Here is a 16,485-nt window from a genome sequence, read left to right as displayed (position 1 = left end):
GACGTCCATGCGCGCCGACCCGAGGGCAAGCGATTGATCGGCCAGGGTTTCGCGATCTCGTGGCGGCGCGTCCCCTTTCAGGGGGAGCGCGAGGGGACCGCCCCTCGCATCTAAGCGAGCGAGAGGTGCGTTAGGACCCAAACGGTTCTCGACTCGCCAGGATCGAGAGCATCGCTGGGGCAAAAGGGGTTTGTCATTAATCTGAAAAAAGGAGGCCCGGGGCCTCCTTTTTTTCATACCCTTTCATACCTGCGCGGATCGGCGGCTCGGGCTACTTAGGCTCAGGGCCGCCGAGCACGAGCGGGCAGGCTCACTGCACGAACTCGAAGACCTTGACCACCGAGCGCACACCGGCGACCCGGCCTGCGATGTTGACCAGGTTGTCCGCTTCATAGGGTCGAATCAGGCCCATCATGTAGACCACGCCATTTTCAGTGATGACGTGCAGTCGGCTCGAGTCGATCGCGCTCGCCGTCCTGAGGCTCGAGACTACCCGCGTGGAGATCCAGGTGTCCTGCATGCGCTGCCAGGCCGAGGTGTTGGCACCCACGGCCAGTGCATTGTGGACCGCTCGGGCGCCTTGGGCCGCTTGGGCTTGCTGTTCGGCCTGGCTCCTGAGCTCCTGGCTCGGTACTTGGCCTGTCAGCAGCACGTAGCCGTTGAAGCTATCGACGTTGATGTGGGCCTGGTCGAAACCTGGCGTTTGGGTCAGCTGCTGATAGAGCGAGCGTGCCAGGTCGGCGTCACTACGCGCTGTTTCTGCACTGCGCGTGGCGGAGGGGGCGGCGGTCGCGTTGGCACCGGTGCCACCGGAACCGGTACTGCAGCCGGTGGCCAGCAGGACGGCTGCGATCAGGAGAAGGGGAAGACGCTTGTTGCTCATCGGGCTCTCTCTCGTTCTCTCGTCTCAGGAAGCATCCAGCCGGAGGGCGAACCGGCTGCTCATCGCAGCGCCAGGGGCGCGGCATCGTGTCGTTCTTTCGTCAGTCGGCGGTGCCGAACAGCTGGTGGTCGATCAAATCGCACAGGCAGTGGATCACCAGCAGGTGGACCTCCTGGATGCGTGCCGTCGAGGTCGCCGGTACGCGGATCTCGCAGTCTTCCTGGCCCAGCAGCGAGACCATGTCGCCGCCGTCGCGACCGCTGAGCGCGACCACGGTCATTTCGCGATCATGCGCCGCCTGGATCGCTTGGATCACGTTGGCCGAATTGCCGCTGGTCGAGATCGCCAGCAGCACGTCGCCGGGCTGGCCGAGCGCGCGGATCTGCTTGGAAAACACGTCGTTGAAGCTGTAGTCGTTGGCGATCGAGGTCAGCGTCGAGGTGTCCGTGGTCAAGGCCAGCGCGGGCAGGCTCGGGCGCTCACGCTCGAAGCGGTTGAGCAGTTCGGAGGAGAAGTGCTGGCTGTCGCCCGCGCTGCCACCGTTGCCGCAGGCGAGGATCTTGCCGTCGTTGATCAGGCACTGGACCATCATCTGGCTCGCGGCCTCGATGAATGGAGGCAGCACTTCGCTCGCATAGGTCTTGGCGTCGATGCTGGCGTTGAAGTGGTCGAGGATGCGTGATTGGAAATCCATGGTCACTCTAGATGCTTGGAGGTCAGGGCGTGCGGTGCAAAAAGACTCGGTGCGAGATGCTCGTCAGCCGTCGAAGGCGGCTTTGATCCAATCGAAACGTAGCGCATCGGGAGCGCGCCCGGTGATGCCGACCACGTCGAAACGGCAGGCACATGATAGCCGGTTGCGCTGCAGATAGACACGCGCCGCCAGCCTCAGCCGGCGGCGCTTGGTCTCGGTGACGCTTTCCAGCGCCGAGCCGAACCGGGTGCTGCGACGATGGCGTACCTCGACGAACACCAGCACGTCGCCGTCGCGCATCACCAGATCGATTTCCCCTCCGCGCGCGTGCTGGTTGCGCGCCACCTCGACCAGCCCCGCGCGGACCAAGTGGGCGGCGGCGAGGGCCTCCATCTGCTGGCCATCCGCGCGCCGGTTGGTGCCGGTCACGGTGCCGCCGGCGAGCCGTTGCGGAACACCGCCCAAGGCAGCTGGCGTTCGAAGCGACGATCCTGGCTCAGTCGCAGCAGGCCGGTCGCACCCTGGGTCTCGCTGCTCGGTAGCGCTTGGTAGAGCGGCAGGCGGCGAGCCAGCTCGAATGCATCGACGCCCATCGCATTGATCTTGAGCATGCTGGGGGATATCTCTTCGTCGCTGCTGAGGCGGCGATAGACGTCGGCGTAAGGCAGGCTATCGACTCCTCCCAGTTCGGGTAGTTCCCACGGAATGGTCGGGAACATCACGCCGTTCAGGTCGTTGTCCTCGTTCGGCGCCGGCTGGCCGGCGTAAACGTGGGAGGTGGCGTAGATCGGCAGGTCCTGAACACCGTAGTACTGCAGGTTGGGGGAGATCTGGCGAGCGTAGGGCGGCAGGGCGAGGACGAACAGCATGTCCGGGGTGCCGGCCCGCATCAGCTGGCTGACGGTTTGCGATACCGGGGCGCCGGGGTCGTAGAGCGAAACGTTGAGCACGCTGTTGCCACGAGCCTGCCACTGCTGGCGGAAGGCTTCGAGCACGCGTGAGCCCCAGTCGTTGTTCGGTACCATCACGTCGGCGCTGCGTCGGCCGTCGTTGGCTGCCCGCGTCGCCACCTGGCGGGCCTCGTCCTCGGCGGAAAGCCCATACTGGTAGAGCCCTTGGGCCTGGTTGCTGGCGGAGTTGCCATAGTTGAGCGCGAGGGTCGGCATCGGCACCTGGCTGCGCTGTTCGAGCTGGGTCACCTGCTCCTTGTCGAGCGGCCCGATCACCACCTGCGCGCCGGCGCTCGAGGCCTGGGCATAGAGGGCATCGATATTGCCGGCGCTCGAATCGATGAAGTCCAGCTGAGGCGCGCTTTGCCCGGCGTCGGCCAAGCTCTGGCGCGCCACCTCCATGCCATGGCGGATCGCGTTGGCGACGGTGGAGAGCGAGCCGCTCTGGGGCAGCAGTACCGCGATCCGGCTCACCGCCTGGTCTTGCAGGCCATGCAGTGCGGTGAGTTCCGAGGGCGGATTGCGCGAGGCAGGGTGGGTCGGGTAGGCCGCGCGCCAGTTGTCGATCTGGGCGGCGAACGCGTTGGGATCGCCTGAGGACTGCAGCCGCAGCTGTGCGAGGGTCAGCCAGCCATCCGAGAGCGCGTCCGGATTGGGCAGGCGTTCGAGCTCGGCGGCGTTCAGCTGTGCCAGCTCGCTCCATACGTCATCGTTGTAGCGCGGATCGTCGCCGCTGTTGCGCTGGGCCTGGAGCAGCATCGAGACCGCCTGGAGGTGGTCGCCCAGCGCGCCATAGGCCAGGCCGCGCGCGGCCTGGAGCCGCTGGCGCTGGGAGTCGTCCAGGCGGGTGCCGTCATCGAGCGTCGCGGTGGCCTCGAGCGCGGTGCGTCCGTCGTTCTGGCGCAGCGCCACTTCCGCGGTGAGCAGCGCCCAGCGCGCCCTGCCGGCGTCCGACAGGGTACGTGGGTCGATGTTGTTCAGAATCCCGAGCGCCTGCGCGTCGCTGCCGCCGCGTGCTAGGATGTCGGCCGCCTGCAGGCGGCTCAGCGCGGCTTCTTCGCCCTGCTGCTGCTGGGCCTGGTCGAGCAGCGCGTCGGAAGAGGGTTCGCGGGTGAAGGAGGGGCCTCCGGCGCAGCCGCCGAGGATCACCGCGGTGAGGGTGAGGCCTGACAGCCGCTGCAGCGCGTCACGCATGTTCGTATCGCTCCTTGATCGTGGTCATGAAGGTGGCGGGGCCCGGGTCTCGTCTCCTGCCCGAATCACTCGCCGGCGCCCTTCCGACGCCGACCGTCTGCGCATAAACGTTAGCAGTCGATCGCGGTGGTTGGCGAGGTGCGCGGGCTTAACTCTATGCCCGCCGAGGGGCATGACTCTCCTCGGCGTTCAATCCTTGGGGTGTGTCGGGGCCAAGGCGCCGGTCGCATTGCCGGCGGCATGCCCATGAGGCGCGACGAGCGCCTCGTTTCCATCACATCCTGGACAAGCGGAGCGCCCCATGGCCGAGACTTCCGATTCCATCGTACACACCGCCACTGGCTCGCACGGGGCGGGGGCATTGTACGTGGTCGCTACCCCGATTGGTAACCTGGACGACATCTCCGCGAGGGCGGTGGCGACGCTCAAGATGGTCGATTTGATCGCCGCCGAGGATACGCGGCACAGCGCGCGCCTGCTTGCCCACCTCGGGGTTCGCGCACCGCTGCTCTCCCTGCATGACCACAACGAACGAGCACGCGCCGAGCAGCTCGGCGAGCGGATCGCCCGCGGTGAACGGGTGGCGTTGATCAGCGATGCCGGCACGCCACTGATCTCCGATCCAGGTTATCGGCTGGTGAACTGGCTGCGTGAAAGAGGCCTTGCGGTGATACCGCTGCCCGGGCCATGCGCGTTGATCACTGCGCTCAGCGCGGCTGGGCTGCCCACCGATCGGTTTCGCTTCGAAGGCTTCCTGTCGGCCAAGCGCGGCGCGCGGCGCGCGGCACTCGAGGCGCTGCGCCGGGAGCGGGCGACGCTGGCTTTCTATGAGTCGCCGCATCGAATCGAGGAGACCTTGGAAGACCTTGCCGAAGCGTTCGGCGAGCGCCGCGTGGTGCTCGCGCGGGAGCTGACCAAGCGATTCGAGACTTTTCTCGATGGCGATGCGCGCGCCCTGCTGGCACGGATGCGGGAGGACCCCGATCAAGCGCGTGGAGAGTTCGTGGTGATGGTCGAAGGCGCGGCCGAGCAGGCCGGGGAGAGTGGCGAAGTGGACGGCGAGGCGCTGCTCGCCGCGCTCGCCGAGTCGGGGGTCGGGGTCAAGCAGGCGGCCGCAGTGGCGGCGCGGCTGCTCGGCGGGCGTAAGCAGGAGTGGTATGCCCGTGCTCAATCATTGAAGGAAGGCGAGCGGTAACGCTGTCACCATTTAGTGTAAAGAAGTGCAAGGTGTTCACCCTGATGGTGCAAATTCCCCGCCTAGGGCTGCGTGGAGTGTTGAGAGGGGGGCGGGGCGCTGTTATTCTGCGAGCCGAGAGAGCGGGCTAGACAGTCGCCGCCGGGGTTCGCCCCGGGGGAGGAAAGTCCGGGCTCCATAGGGCAGAGTGCCAGGTAACCCCTGGGCGGCGCGAGCCGACGGAAAGTGCAGCAGAGAGTAGACCGCCTACGCAGGCCCGGTTCGCCGGGCTGCCGGCAAGGGTGAAAGGGTGCGGTAAGAGCGCACCGCGCGGCTGGCAACAGGCGTGGCATGGTAAACCCCACTCGGAGCAAGACCGAATAGGAACCCGATGGCGCGGCCCGCGCTTGGGTTCGGGTAGGTTGCTTGAGGTGTACGGTGACGTACATCCTAGAGGAATGACTGTCCACGACAGAACCCGGCTTATCGGCCGGCTCTCTCCCCCAATCATCGATGGCGTCGTGCGCATGAGGCGCTTGGGCCGCGGCCTCTTTCCCCGGAGTGCGCTTTCGTCGCTACGGCATGGCCCGGCCGGCGTCGCTACCGTGCGCATGCCGCCATCCGTTCCATTTTCATTCGATTCGAAGCGGGTGCCATGTCATCGAAGGCCGGAGCATCTGAGGCGCAGTCCCCGCATGGCGCGGCGCGAGACCAGGCGCACAGGCACGTAAGCGTACTGCTCGAAGGCGCGGTGGACGCACTGGTCCACGATCCGGATGGTATCTATCTCGACGGCACCTTCGGTCGCGGCGGCCATAGTCGGTTGATCCTCGAGCGGCTGTCCCCTCGGGGGCGGCTGCTGGCGATCGATCGCGATCCGGCCGCGCTGGCTGCGGCGGGCGAGATCCTCGATCCTCGTTTTTCCATTCACGGCGCTCCCTTCGCCGAGCTCGGCGAGGTCGCGCGGTCGCAGGGCGTGCATGGCGAGCTCGCCGGTGTGCTGCTCGATGTTGGCGTCTCCTCGCCCCAGCTCGACGATGCCGAACGCGGCTTCAGCTTCCTGCGCGATGGCCCGCTGGACATGCGCATGGATCCCAGCGCCGGAATCTCCGCCGCCGAATGGCTGGCATCCACCGCTGAAGGTGAGATCGCCCGGGTGTTCAAGACCTACGGCGAGGAGCGCTACGCGAAGCGCTTGGCGCGAGCGATATGCGAACGCAGGCGTGAATTGCCGATCACCCGCACCGGCGAGCTGGCGGAGCTGCTCAAGCGGGCCCATCCCGCTTGGGAAAAGGGCAAGCACCCGGCGACCCGCGCCTTCCAGGCGATCCGCATCCATCTCAACGACGAACTCGGCCAGCTCGAGGCCGCGCTTCCCGCTGCGCTGGAGGCGCTCGCGCCCGGGGGGCACCTGGTGATCATCAGCTTCCATTCGCTCGAGGATCGCTTGGTCAAGCGCTTCTATCGCGACGCCGCCAAGGGCGATGCCCATTTGCCCAAGCACTTGCCGATCCGCGAGGCACAGCTCAATCGGCGCCTCGAGCTGCTTGGCAAGGCGAAACGACCCGATGACGTCGAGGTCGATGCCAATCCCCGCGCGCGCAGCGCAGTGATGCGCGCCGCGCGCAAGCTTGCATGAGGCGATGATGGAAAGGCGTACCGATCAGGATGGACGGAGCTCGGCCGGGATGATGGGGAGTTTGCCGACCAAGCTCTTCTTCGGTGCCTCGCTGGTCAGTGTCATGGTGCTGGCCGGCATCGTGCTGGTGTCCGCTTTCGCGGTGGTCACCGTCACCCACCAGACCCGGCTCAACTACGCTTCGCTGCAGACGCTCGAGCGCGAGCGCGACGAATTGCAGGCGGTATGGAGTCGACTGCTGCTCGAGGAGAGCACCTGGTCGACGCCCTCGCGGGTCGAGAGCATCTCCCAGCAGCGCCTCGACATGCACGTGCCCGCCATCAATGACACCGAGGTGCTGGCGCCATGAGCCGCTACAGCGAACCCGGTCAGCGTGGCCGGCGGGTGGAACGGCAGGTGCTCGGTGCCTCGGCGCCCTGGCGCTATCGGCTGATGCTGCTGGTGATCCTGGTGGCGCTCGGCGCGCTGGTCTGGAGGATCATCGACCTTCAGGTGGTCACCCATGACTTCCTCCAGGGCCAGGGCGACGCGCGTACCGTGCGGGTCGAGCCGATCGACGCCCACCGCGGGATGATCACCGATCGCGATGGCGAGCCGCTGGCGGTATCCACCCCAGTGGTCACGCTATGGGCCAATCCGCGCGAACTGCCCGAGGATCGCGGGCAGCTCGCGGTGCTCGCCCGCGCGCTCGGCGAGGAGCCCGATGCCTTCATCTCGCGGATCGATGGCCTGCGCTCGCGAGGCTTCATCTACCTGCGCCGCCAGGTGACGCCCGAACCCGCCCAGCGGGTGCTCGACCTCAACGTGCCCGGGGTCTACGGCCAGCATGAGTACAAGCGCTACTATCCGGCGAGCGAAGTCACCGCCCAGCTGGTCGGGGTCACCAACATCGACGATCACGGCCAAGAGGGGCTCGAGCTCGCCTACGACCGCTGGCTGACCGGCACGCCCGGCCAGCGCCGGGTGCTCAAGGACCGCAAGGGGCGGCTGGTTCGCGATCTGCACCTGATCCGCGATGCGAGGCCGGGCGGCGACCTGACCCTTTCGATCAACCTGCGCCTGCAGTATCTGGCCTACCGCGAACTGGCCGCGGCGGTGGCCGCCCATGATGCCGACGCCGGCTCGCTGGTGATGATGAATGCCAAGACCGGGGAAGTGCTGGCGATGGCCAACGTGCCCTCCTACAACCCCAACAACCGCGCCAATATGGATGCGGCGGGGCTGCGCAACCGGGCGATCACCGACGCTTTCGAGCCGGGCTCGGTGATGAAGCCGCTGGCGATGGCGGCGATCCTCGAATCGAAGCAGTTCTCGCCGAACACCGTGCTCGAGACTTCCCCGGGCTGGATGCGCGTCGATGGCTATACCATTCGCGACGTGCGTAACTTCGGCCGCTTGACCCTGACCGGCGTGATCACCAAGTCGTCGAACATCGGCATGACCCAACTGGCGCTGCAGCTGCCGAACGATACGATCTGGAAGATGTACGATGCGATGGGCATCGGCCATAGCCTCGGCACCGGTTTTCCCGGCGAGGCCAATGGCAGCCTGCCGCCGCCGGTGTCCTGGTCCAAGGCCAAACGGGCGACGCTCGCCTACGGCTATGGCTCGTCGATCTCCGCGCTGCAGCTTGCCAGCGCCTACACCACGCTGGCCAACGATGGCCGCCGCCTGCCGCCCTCGCTGCTCAAGCTCGATGGCGCGCCGGAGGGTACTCAGGTTCTCTCACCGCAGACCGCACGCCAGGTGGTGGAGATGATGGAGACGGTGGTCGGCCCCTACGGCGGCGGTGGGCGAGCGCGGATCGACGGCTATCGGGTAGCCGGCAAGACCGGCACGGTGCGCAAGGTGGGCGCTTCGGGCTACGAGACCAATGCTTATCGTTCGAATTTCATCGGCATCGCGCCGGCCTCGGACCCACGGCTGATCGTGGTGGTGTCGATCGACAACTCCAAGCGCGGTGGGTACTACGGCGGGGTGGTCGCGGCGCCTATCTTCGCCCAGGTGGCCGGTCCTGCGCTGCGGATGCTCGACGTGGCGCCGGACTCGAACGCGGCGCCGTACAATCCGGAATCGCCGGAGCAGCAGGTCGCCGAGGCCGAGCAGGCGATGAGGGTGACCGGTATCCGCCAGCCCGAGGCGGCGGTATCGGCGGCACAGGCGACCCCCAATGACTGATTCCGAGTCGATGCACCACCTAGCCTCCACCATGGATGATAGCCGGGGGCCGCTGCTGGTCGTCGCCCGCGACGACCTTTGGACGGCGCTGGCCAAGCGCTGGCCCGCGCTGCCCCGGCAGCCGCTGGTCGAGCTCCCGGAGCGCTTCGCGCTGCACCTCGATGCCCGCCGGCTGCGCTCGGGCGAGGTCTTCATCGCGCGTCCCGGCGTGCGTGGCGATGGCCGCGCGTTCATCTCCCAGGCGCTGGAGGCCGGTGCGAGCCTGGTCCTCGCCGAGGCGCCGTTCGCCAGTGACGACCCGCGCGTGCTGGTGCTCGACGGCCTGAACGATGCACTCGGCGATATGGTCGCTGAGCTTGCCGGGATTCCCGAGTCGCTGCTGGCGATCGCGGTCACCGGTACCAATGGCAAAAGCTCGGTGACCCACTATATCGCGGCGCTTTCGCAGGCGCTCGGCACCTCCGCGGGGTTGATCGGCACGCTCGGCGTCGGGCGCGTGGGGGGACTGCATGATACCGGGCTCACCACCCCCGATCCGCTGACCGTGGCCGCTGCGGCCGCCGGCCTTGCCGGAGAGGGTGTGGTGCGTCTAGCGCTCGAGGCGTCATCGCACGCCCTCGACCAGCGCCGCCTCGACGCGTTGTCGATCCGGGTCGGCGTATTCACCAACCTGACCCGCGACCATCTCGACTACCACCACACCATGCTTGCCTATGCGGCGGCCAAGGCGCGACTGTTTCGCCGCGCGGAACTCGAGCTGGCAGTGGTCAATGCCGACGATCCCCATGCCCGTCTGATGGTCGCCGGGCTCGCCCCGGGCGCACGACTGCTGCGTGTCGGGGCTGAGACGGGTGATTTCCGCGTGCTCGACTGGGCGCCCGAGCCGGCCGGCCAGCGTGCCCGGCTGGCGACGCCCGAAGGCGATCGCGAGCTGAGTCTTGCGCTGCTCGGGCGGTTCAATCTCGATAATGCGCTGCTCGCGATCGCCACGCTCTATGGCCTGGGCGAGCCGCTCGACGCCGTGCTCGCCGCCGCTGCCGACCTCGCGCCGGTGCCGGGGCGGATGGAGCGCTTGGCTGTAGCCGGGGCGCCGCTGGTGGTGGTCGACTACGCTCACACCCCGGATGCGCTCGACAACGCGCTCGCCGCGCTGCGCAGCCATACCCAGGGCCGGCTTTGGTGCCTGGTCGGCTGCGGCGGGGATCGCGACCCCGGCAAGCGGCCGATGATGGCCGGGATCGGCGCCCGGCTCGCCGATCGGCTGGTGATCACCGACGACAATCCGCGCAGCGAGCCGGCCGCCGCGATTCGCGCCGCGATGCGCGAAGGCGTCCCCGCCGGTATCGAGGTGGAGGAGTGCGGCGGCCGGCGCGTCGCGATCGAGCGTACGATCGCCGCCGCCTCACCGGAGGACGTGGTGCTGATCGCCGGCAAGGGGCATGAGGGCTATCAGGAGATCGAGGGCGTGCGCCATCCGTTTTCCGATCTCGAGATCGCGCGTAGCGCCCTGGCGCTGCGTGGTACAGGAGGAGCGCCATCATGATCGACACCCTTGCCCAGGCCGCGGTCGCGATCGCGGCCGAGTTCGAGGGCGATGACCGACCCTTCTCGCGCCCGATCACCGACAGCCGCCAGGTCGGCGAAGGAGATCTTTTCTTCGCCATGCGCGGGGAGGCGATGGATGGCCATCGGTTCGTCCCCGACGCCCTCGCCGCAGGGGCCGCGGCGGTAGTGGTCGAGTACGACCTCGCCGCCGAGCTGCCCGAGGCGGCGGGGCGCCAGCTGGTCGTCGCCGATACCCGGCTCGCGCTCGGGCTGCTCGGCGGCCACGCGCGGCTGGCCTGGGGCGGGCCGTTGGTGGCGGTCACCGGCAATAGCGGCAAGACCACGGTCAAGGAGCTGGTCAAGTCGATCCTCGAAGTCGCCGCGGGCGACGACCAGCCGGTGCTCGCCACCCAGGGCAATCTCAATACCTACGTCGGCGTGCCGCAGACGCTCTGCCGGCTGCGCGACCATCACCGCTTCGCAGTGGTCGAGCTCGGTGCCAACCATGTCGGCGAGATCGCCTGGACGGCGCCGCTGGCTCGCCCCCAGGTCGCGGTGATCACCAACGTCACTGGTGCGCACGCCGGCGAGTTCGGTGGCCTTGCCCGCATCGCCCAGGCCAAGGCCGAGGTGCTGCTGGGTCTTGCCCCGAACGGGGTGGCGGTGCTCAATCGCGACGACCGCTTCTACCCGCTTTGGCGTCAAGTCGCGCTTTTGCGTGGTGAGCCGGGTATGCTCGTGGACTTCGGGCTCGACCCGCAGGCGCGGATCGGCGCGGAGCGCATCGCCCACGACGATGCCGGCCGCCATCGCTTCGTACTGCGGCTCGATGGGCGGCAGGTCGGCGAAGTCGCGCTCGGGCTGGTGGGGCTGCACAACGTACGCAATGCGCTCGCCGCGAGCGCCGCCGCGGATGCGCTGGGCGTGGAGCCCGCGGCGATCATCGAAGGGCTCGAACGGGTGGGCGACGTCGGCGGGCGGATGACGCTTCGCCATGGGCGCGAGGGACGGCGGCTGCTCGACGATAGCTACAATGCCAACCCCGGGGCCTTTCGTGTCGCGCTCGAGGCCCTGGCGCTGCAGCCCGCGCCGCGCTGGTGCCTGATGGGTGCGATGGCCGAGCTCGGCGCTGAATCGGCCGTGCGCCACGCCGAGCTCGGCAGCTACGCCAAGCACCTCGGCATCGACGCGCTGATCGCTTATGGCGCCGACGCCGCACCGGCGGCCGAGGCCTTCGGCGGCGCATGCTTCGATGATTGGCAGGCGTTCGTCGACTACGTCGAGGCCCGGCTACCGGCGGGCGCCTCGGTATTGATCAAGGGATCGCGCAGTATGCGCATGGAGCGGCTGGTAGATCGTCTCTCCGCCGCCGACGCGAAGTGAGCTGCCCCTTGCGGTTCGCTTCGTCCAACACACAGAGCGTGAAGAGATAGATGCTTCTTTTTCTGACCAACTGGCTGGCGCAGTATTCGAGCGCCTTCAACGTCTTCGGCTATACCACTCTGCGGATGATCCTCGGCGCGCTCACCGCCCTGGGGCTCTCGATGCTGATCGGACCACACTTCATCCGCCGCCTGATCGAAGGGCAGATCGGCCAGGCGGTCCGGAGCGACGGGCCTCAGTCACACCTCTCCAAGGCTGGCACGCCGACCATGGGCGGGGCGCTGATCCTGGTCTCGATCTCGATCTCGACGCTTTTGTGGGGCAACCTCGGCAATCACTACATCTGGCTGGTGCTGGTGGTGACCCTCGGCTTCGGCGCGGTCGGCTGGGTCGACGACTACCGCAAGGTGGTGGAGAAGAACCCGCGCGGGCTGCCGGCGCGCTGGAAGTACTTCTGGCAATCGGTGCTCGGCCTGGGCGCAGCGCTCACGCTCTATTTCACCGCCCGTACCCCGGTCGAGACCAGCCTGATCGTGCCGCTGTTCAAGGACGTGGTGATCCCGATGGGGATCTTCTACGTGGTGCTGACCTACTTCGTCATCGTCGGTAGCTCCAATGCGGTCAATCTCACCGACGGCCTGGACGGTCTGGCGATCATGCCCACCGTACTGGTCGCGATGGGGCTTGCGATCTTCGCCTACGCCAGCGGCAACGCGGTGTTCGCCGAATACCTGCACATCCCCTTCGTCAGCGGTGCCAACGAGATGGGCGTTTTCTGCGCGGCGATCGTCGGCGCGGGACTGGGCTTTCTCTGGTTCAACACCTATCCGGCGCAGGTATTCATGGGCGACGTGGGTGCCCTGGCACTGGGTGCGGCGCTCGGCACCATCGCGGTGATCGTGCGCCAGGAGATCGTGCTGTTCATCATGGGGGGAATCTTCGTCGTCGAGACCCTGTCGGTGATCCTACAGGTGGGCTCCTACAAGCTCACCGGCCGCAGGGTCTTTCGCATGGCGCCGCTGCATCACCACTTCGAGCTCAAGGGCTGGCCCGAGCCGCGGGTGATCGTGCGCTTCTGGATCATCACCGTGGTGCTGGTGCTGCTCGGCCTCGCCACTTTGAAAATTCGCTGAGGCGACGACGATGATGAGCGCTATCGGCCCCCGTCACCGCGTGCCTTCCGGTCACCGGCTGGTGGTCGGTCTGGGTATTTCGGGACGTGCGATCGCGCGTCATCTGGCGCGACTGGGGCTGCCCTTCGTGGTCGCCGACAGTCGCGAGACGCCGCCCGGCGTGGATGACTTTCGTCGTGCCCATCCGGACGTCGAGCTGCTGCTGGGCCCGCTCGAGTCGCTTGCGATGGACCAGGCACTGGAAGTGGTGGTGAGCCCGGGGGTCGATCCGCGCCAGCCGGCCTTCGATGCGGTGCGCGACCGGCTGGTCGGTGAGATCGAACTGTTCGTGCGTGCCCGCCCCGAGTCGGCTGCGCTGGTGGCGATCACCGGCTCCAACGCCAAGTCCACGGTCACCACGCTGGTCGGCGAGATGGCGCGCGCGGCGGGGATCGACGCCGGCGTCGGCGGCAATCTCGGTACCCCTGCGCTCGATCTGCTCGATGGCGCGCACGAGCTCTACGTCCTCGAACTCTCCTCGTTCCAGCTCGAGACCACTCGGCGGCTGGCGGCGACGGTGGCCTGCTTTCTCAATCTCAGCGAGGACCATCTCGATCGCCATGACGGTATGAAGGGCTATGCCGCGGCCAAGCAGCGGATCTTCGCCGGCGCGAGCCATGGGGTGGTCAATGACGAAGATGCCGCGACCTGGCCCTCGGGTGACCTTGCGGTTTCGCGCTTCACTACCCAGGCTCCTGGGCCAGGGCAGTGGGGGCTGATCCGCGACGGCGGGGGCGTCTGGCTTGCCGAGGGTGACGAGCGCTGGATCGAAGCCAGCGAGCTGCGCATCGAAGGGCTGCACAATTACGCCAATGCGCTGGCGGCGCTGGCGATCGGCCGGCGGATGGGTTGGCCTCGCGAGGCGATGCTGGCGGCGCTGCGGGCCTTCCCCGGCCTTGCGCATCGGGTGGAGCGCGTCGGCGAACGTGGCGGAGTGCGCTTCATCAACGATTCCAAGGGCACCAACGTCGGCGCTAGCCTGGCGGCGATCGAGGGGATCGGTCCGACCCTCGAGGGCAAGTTGATCTGGCTGGGCGGCGGCGTGGGCAAGGGGGCGGATTTCTCCGCGCTGGCATCGCCGCTGGCCGCGCATGCGCGCTGCGCGCTGCTGTTCGGGCGCGACGCCGCGCTGCTCGAGGCCGCACTCCAGGCGAGCCTGCCCTGCGAGCGGCTCGATACCCTCGAGCAGGCCTTGGCGCGCGCTGTGGCGCTGGCCCAGCCGGGCGATGCGGTGCTGCTTTCGCCCGCCTGCGCCAGTCTCGATCAGTTCGCCAATTACCAGGTGCGCGGCGAAGCCTTTCGCGCCTGGCTCATGCGTCGTCTCGACGCCGATCGGGAGGAGGGATGATGAGCTTCTACGCGCGCTGGGAAAAGCGTCTTTCGACCCGCGACCAGGCACTCGACGGCTGGCTGATCCTGGCCGCTTCCGTGCTGGCCTCGCTCGGTTGGATCATGGTCACCTCGGCCTCCAGCGAGATCGCCTCGAGTCTCACCGGCAACCCCTACTACTACAGCATCCGCCACGGTATCTATGTGCTGCTGGGACTGTTTTGCGCGGTGGTCACCATGCGCGTGCCGATGTCCTGGTGGCGCGGCAACGGGCCGACGCTGTTCCTCGGTGCGCTGATCCTGCTCGCTGCGGTGCTGATCGTCGGGCGTGAGGTGAACGGTGCACGGCGCTGGATTCCGCTCGGCGTGATCAACCTGCAGGCCTCCGAGGTCGCCAAGATCTGCATGGTGGTCTATCTCGCCGGCTACCTGGTCCGCCATCTCGAGCGCGTGCGCTTCACCTGGTGGGGATTCATCGCGCCGCTTGGTCTGGTCGCCGGCATGGGAGCGCTTTTGATCCTCGAGCCGGACTACGGCGCCACCGTGGTGATCCTCGCCACCTGCATGGGCATGCTGCTGCTCGCCGGAGTGGCGCTCTGGCGCTTCCTGCTGCTCTCCAGCGGCGTAGTGGCGCTCGGGGTGTTCGGCGCGCTCGCCGAACCCTATCGTATCCAGCGCATCACCAGCTACCTCGACCCTTGGGCCAACCAGTTCGACAGCGGCTACCAGCTGACCCAGGCGCTGATCGCCTTCGGGCGCGGCGGTTGGAGCGGCATGGGGCTCGGCAACAGCGTCCAGAAACTCTTCTATCTACCCGAGGCCCACACCGACTTCGTCTATTCTGTACTCGCCGAGGAGCTGGGTCTGATCGGTGCGGTGGGTGTCGTGCTGCTGTTCGCGCTGCTGGTCTTCCGCGCGTTCAAGATCGGGCGTACCGCGGAACTCACCGGGCGGCTGTTCTCGGCTTACGTTTGCTATGGCATGGCGCTGATCTTCGGTGCCCAGGCGTTCATCAACCTGGCGGTCAATACAGGCCTGCTGCCGACCAAGGGGCTGACCCTGCCGCTGCTAAGCTACGGTGGTTCGAGCATGCTGATCTCGGGTGTGATGGTCGGCATGCTGCTGCGTGTCGACGGTGAGACGCGCGCCTATCGCCAGTCCGCCCAGCGGGCGCGGCGCCAGGGGTACAGCGAAGCACAGAGCGAGGAGATCGGTTTGCAGGGACGGGAGGCATGAGTCCAACGACGGTTGAGCGCGCCCCTGGGCGCGCGCTGATCATGGCCGGTGGAACGGGGGGGCATGTGATTCCGGCGCTGACGCTTGCGCGTGCGCTCTGCGCCCGCGGCGTCGAGGTTCATTGGCTCGGCTCTCCTCGCGGCATCGAGAACGTGCTGGTGCCGCAGGCCGGCATCCCGCTGCACCATATCCAGGTCGCCGGGCTTCGCGGCAACGGTGCCGCCGGCTGGCTGATGGCGCCGCTGCGCCTCTCGCGCGCGGTGCGCCAGGCCAAGCGAGTGATCGATGAGCTCGACCCGGGGCTGGTGGTCGGGCTTGGCGGCTTCGCCAGCGGGCCGGGGGGCCTCGCCGCCTGGCTCGAGCGCCGGCCGCTGGTGATCCACGAGCAGAACGCCGTCGCCGGGATGACCAACAAGGCGCTCTCTCGCCTCGCCAAGCGCGTCTACGCGGCCTTTCCCGGTGCGTTTCCCGCCGCGCGAGGGGCCGAGGTGATCGGTAACCCGGTACGCGCCGAGATCGCGGCACTCGGGGAGCGGCCGCGCCTGGCCAGCGAGATGAGCGGTCGGCGTCTGCGCCTGCTGGTGATGGGTGGGTCGCTCGGCGCGGTGGCGCTCAATCAGCAGGTGCCGTTAGCGCTTGCCGAGCTCGCCCCCGAGCGGCGTCCGCTGGTGCGTCACCAGACCGGTCGCGGCAAGCTGGAAGCGACCCAGGCAGCCTATGCCCAGGCAGGGGTGGAGGCTGAGTGCAGCGAATTCATCGACGACATGGCCGGCGCCTATGATTGGGCGGACCTGATCGTCTGCCGCTCGGGGGCGCTTACCGTCGCTGAGCTCGCCGCCAGTGCCAAGCCTTCGATCCTGGTGCCGTTCCCCCACGCGGTGGATGACCACCAGAGCGTCAACGCACGGGTGCTCAGCGATTTCGGCGCCGCCGAGCTGATTCCCCAGCGCCAGCTCGGAGCGCAGCGGCTGAGCGGTGCGATCACGCGCTTGCTCGAGCCCGAAACACTCGCCACCATGGCCCAGGCTGCGCGCTCCCGCGCCCAGCTCGAGGCGATGGAGATCATGGCCAATGGTTGCATGGAGATAGGTTTTGAACAGCGCTGATG

The 16,485-nt window shown here is 67.7% G+C and carries 14 protein-coding genes and 1 other RNA gene; 11 read left to right on the top strand and 4 right to left on the bottom strand.

All coding sequences use genetic code 11. From position 1 onward, the window contains the following. Window positions 1-310: 310 nt before the first annotated feature. From Q376_RS0114355 to Q376_RS22825, 4 genes are all read right to left on the bottom strand, one after another. On the bottom strand, window positions 311-883 hold the full coding sequence (locus Q376_RS0114355; RefSeq protein ID WP_027350886.1) for a BON domain-containing protein: 573 nt from the start codon (window positions 881-883) through the stop codon (window positions 311-313). A 100-nt stretch (window positions 884-983) separates the two neighbouring features. Next, a complete protein-coding gene (locus Q376_RS0114350) occupies window positions 984-1,577 on the bottom strand; it encodes a phosphoheptose isomerase (RefSeq protein WP_027350885.1) in 594 nt (197 codons plus the stop codon). Between the two features lie 63 nt (window positions 1,578-1,640). Next, window positions 1,641-2,006, bottom strand: coding sequence for a YraN family protein (locus Q376_RS0114345; protein WP_027350884.1), 366 nt, complete (start codon window positions 2,004-2,006; stop codon window positions 1,641-1,643). Then, window positions 2,003-3,721, bottom strand: a complete 1,719-nt coding sequence (locus tag Q376_RS22825; RefSeq protein WP_043447968.1) for a penicillin-binding protein activator — start codon at window positions 3,719-3,721, stop codon at window positions 2,003-2,005. Before Q376_RS22825 ends, Q376_RS0114345 begins: the two co-directional genes overlap by 4 nt. 301 nt (window positions 3,722-4,022) lie before the next feature. Here Q376_RS22825 and rsmI point away from each other — a divergent pair, with 301 nt between their 5' ends. The 11 genes from rsmI to murG all read left to right on the top strand — a co-directional run bounded on the left by rsmI (window position 4,023) and on the right by murG (window position 16,483). Further along, on the top strand, window positions 4,023-4,916 hold the full coding sequence (rsmI, locus tag Q376_RS0114335) for a 16S rRNA (cytidine(1402)-2'-O)-methyltransferase (RefSeq protein WP_052365314.1): 894 nt from the start codon (window positions 4,023-4,025) through the stop codon (window positions 4,914-4,916). Between the two features lie 119 nt (window positions 4,917-5,035). Next, window positions 5,036-5,397: RNase P RNA component class A (gene rnpB / locus Q376_RS24075), an RNA gene on the top strand. 153 nt (window positions 5,398-5,550) lie between these two features. Continuing rightward, complete coding sequence (gene rsmH, locus Q376_RS0114330) at window positions 5,551-6,534, top strand: 16S rRNA (cytosine(1402)-N(4))-methyltransferase RsmH (RefSeq protein ID WP_043447967.1); 984 nt, start codon at window positions 5,551-5,553, stop codon at window positions 6,532-6,534. 7 nt (window positions 6,535-6,541) lie between these two features. Continuing rightward, window positions 6,542-6,883, top strand: a complete 342-nt coding sequence (gene ftsL / locus Q376_RS0114325) for a cell division protein FtsL (RefSeq protein ID WP_245598961.1) — start codon at window positions 6,542-6,544, stop codon at window positions 6,881-6,883. Beyond that, window positions 6,880-8,712 (top strand): peptidoglycan D,D-transpeptidase FtsI family protein, encoded by a 1,833-nt coding sequence (locus tag Q376_RS22820; protein WP_081803575.1) that lies wholly within the window; start codon window positions 6,880-6,882, stop codon window positions 8,710-8,712. Before ftsL ends, Q376_RS22820 begins: the two co-directional genes overlap by 4 nt. A gap of 31 nt (window positions 8,713-8,743) precedes the next feature. Next, window positions 8,744-10,255, top strand: a complete 1,512-nt coding sequence (locus Q376_RS0114315) for a UDP-N-acetylmuramoyl-L-alanyl-D-glutamate--2,6-diaminopimelate ligase (RefSeq protein WP_211266684.1) — start codon at window positions 8,744-8,746, stop codon at window positions 10,253-10,255. Continuing rightward, on the top strand, window positions 10,252-11,640 hold the full coding sequence (locus tag Q376_RS0114310) for a UDP-N-acetylmuramoyl-tripeptide--D-alanyl-D-alanine ligase (RefSeq protein WP_027350879.1): 1,389 nt from the start codon (window positions 10,252-10,254) through the stop codon (window positions 11,638-11,640). Before Q376_RS0114315 ends, Q376_RS0114310 begins: the two co-directional genes overlap by 4 nt. 50 nt (window positions 11,641-11,690) lie before the next feature. Next, window positions 11,691-12,773, top strand: a complete 1,083-nt coding sequence (gene mraY / locus Q376_RS0114305) for a phospho-N-acetylmuramoyl-pentapeptide-transferase (RefSeq protein ID WP_027350878.1) — start codon at window positions 11,691-11,693, stop codon at window positions 12,771-12,773. Between the two features lie 10 nt (window positions 12,774-12,783). Beyond that, window positions 12,784-14,160 carry a UDP-N-acetylmuramoyl-L-alanine--D-glutamate ligase gene (gene murD, locus Q376_RS0114300; RefSeq protein ID WP_245598959.1) on the top strand — a complete coding sequence of 459 codons (1,377 nt, stop codon included), beginning with the start codon at window positions 12,784-12,786 and terminating at the stop codon, window positions 14,158-14,160. After that, entirely contained in the window at window positions 14,160-15,377 is a 1,218-nt protein-coding gene (gene ftsW / locus Q376_RS0114295; RefSeq protein WP_027350876.1) for a putative lipid II flippase FtsW, read from the top strand. The genes murD and ftsW overlap by 1 nt, the downstream gene beginning before the upstream one ends. Beyond that, the gene (gene murG / locus Q376_RS0114290) at window positions 15,374-16,483 is read left to right on the top strand and encodes an undecaprenyldiphospho-muramoylpentapeptide beta-N-acetylglucosaminyltransferase (protein ID WP_043447966.1); all 1,110 of its coding nucleotides are present in this window, start codon (window positions 15,374-15,376) and stop codon (window positions 16,481-16,483) included. Before ftsW ends, murG begins: the two co-directional genes overlap by 4 nt. Window positions 16,484-16,485 lie beyond the last annotated feature (2 nt).

It is taken from the genome of Halotalea alkalilenta DSM 17697, assembly GCF_000621205.1.
Classification (GTDB): Bacteria; Pseudomonadota; Gammaproteobacteria; order Pseudomonadales; family Halomonadaceae; genus Halotalea; species Halotalea alkalilenta.
The sequence above is the reverse complement of the archived record's forward strand: the minus strand, read 5'-3'. Positions and strand labels throughout refer to the sequence as shown.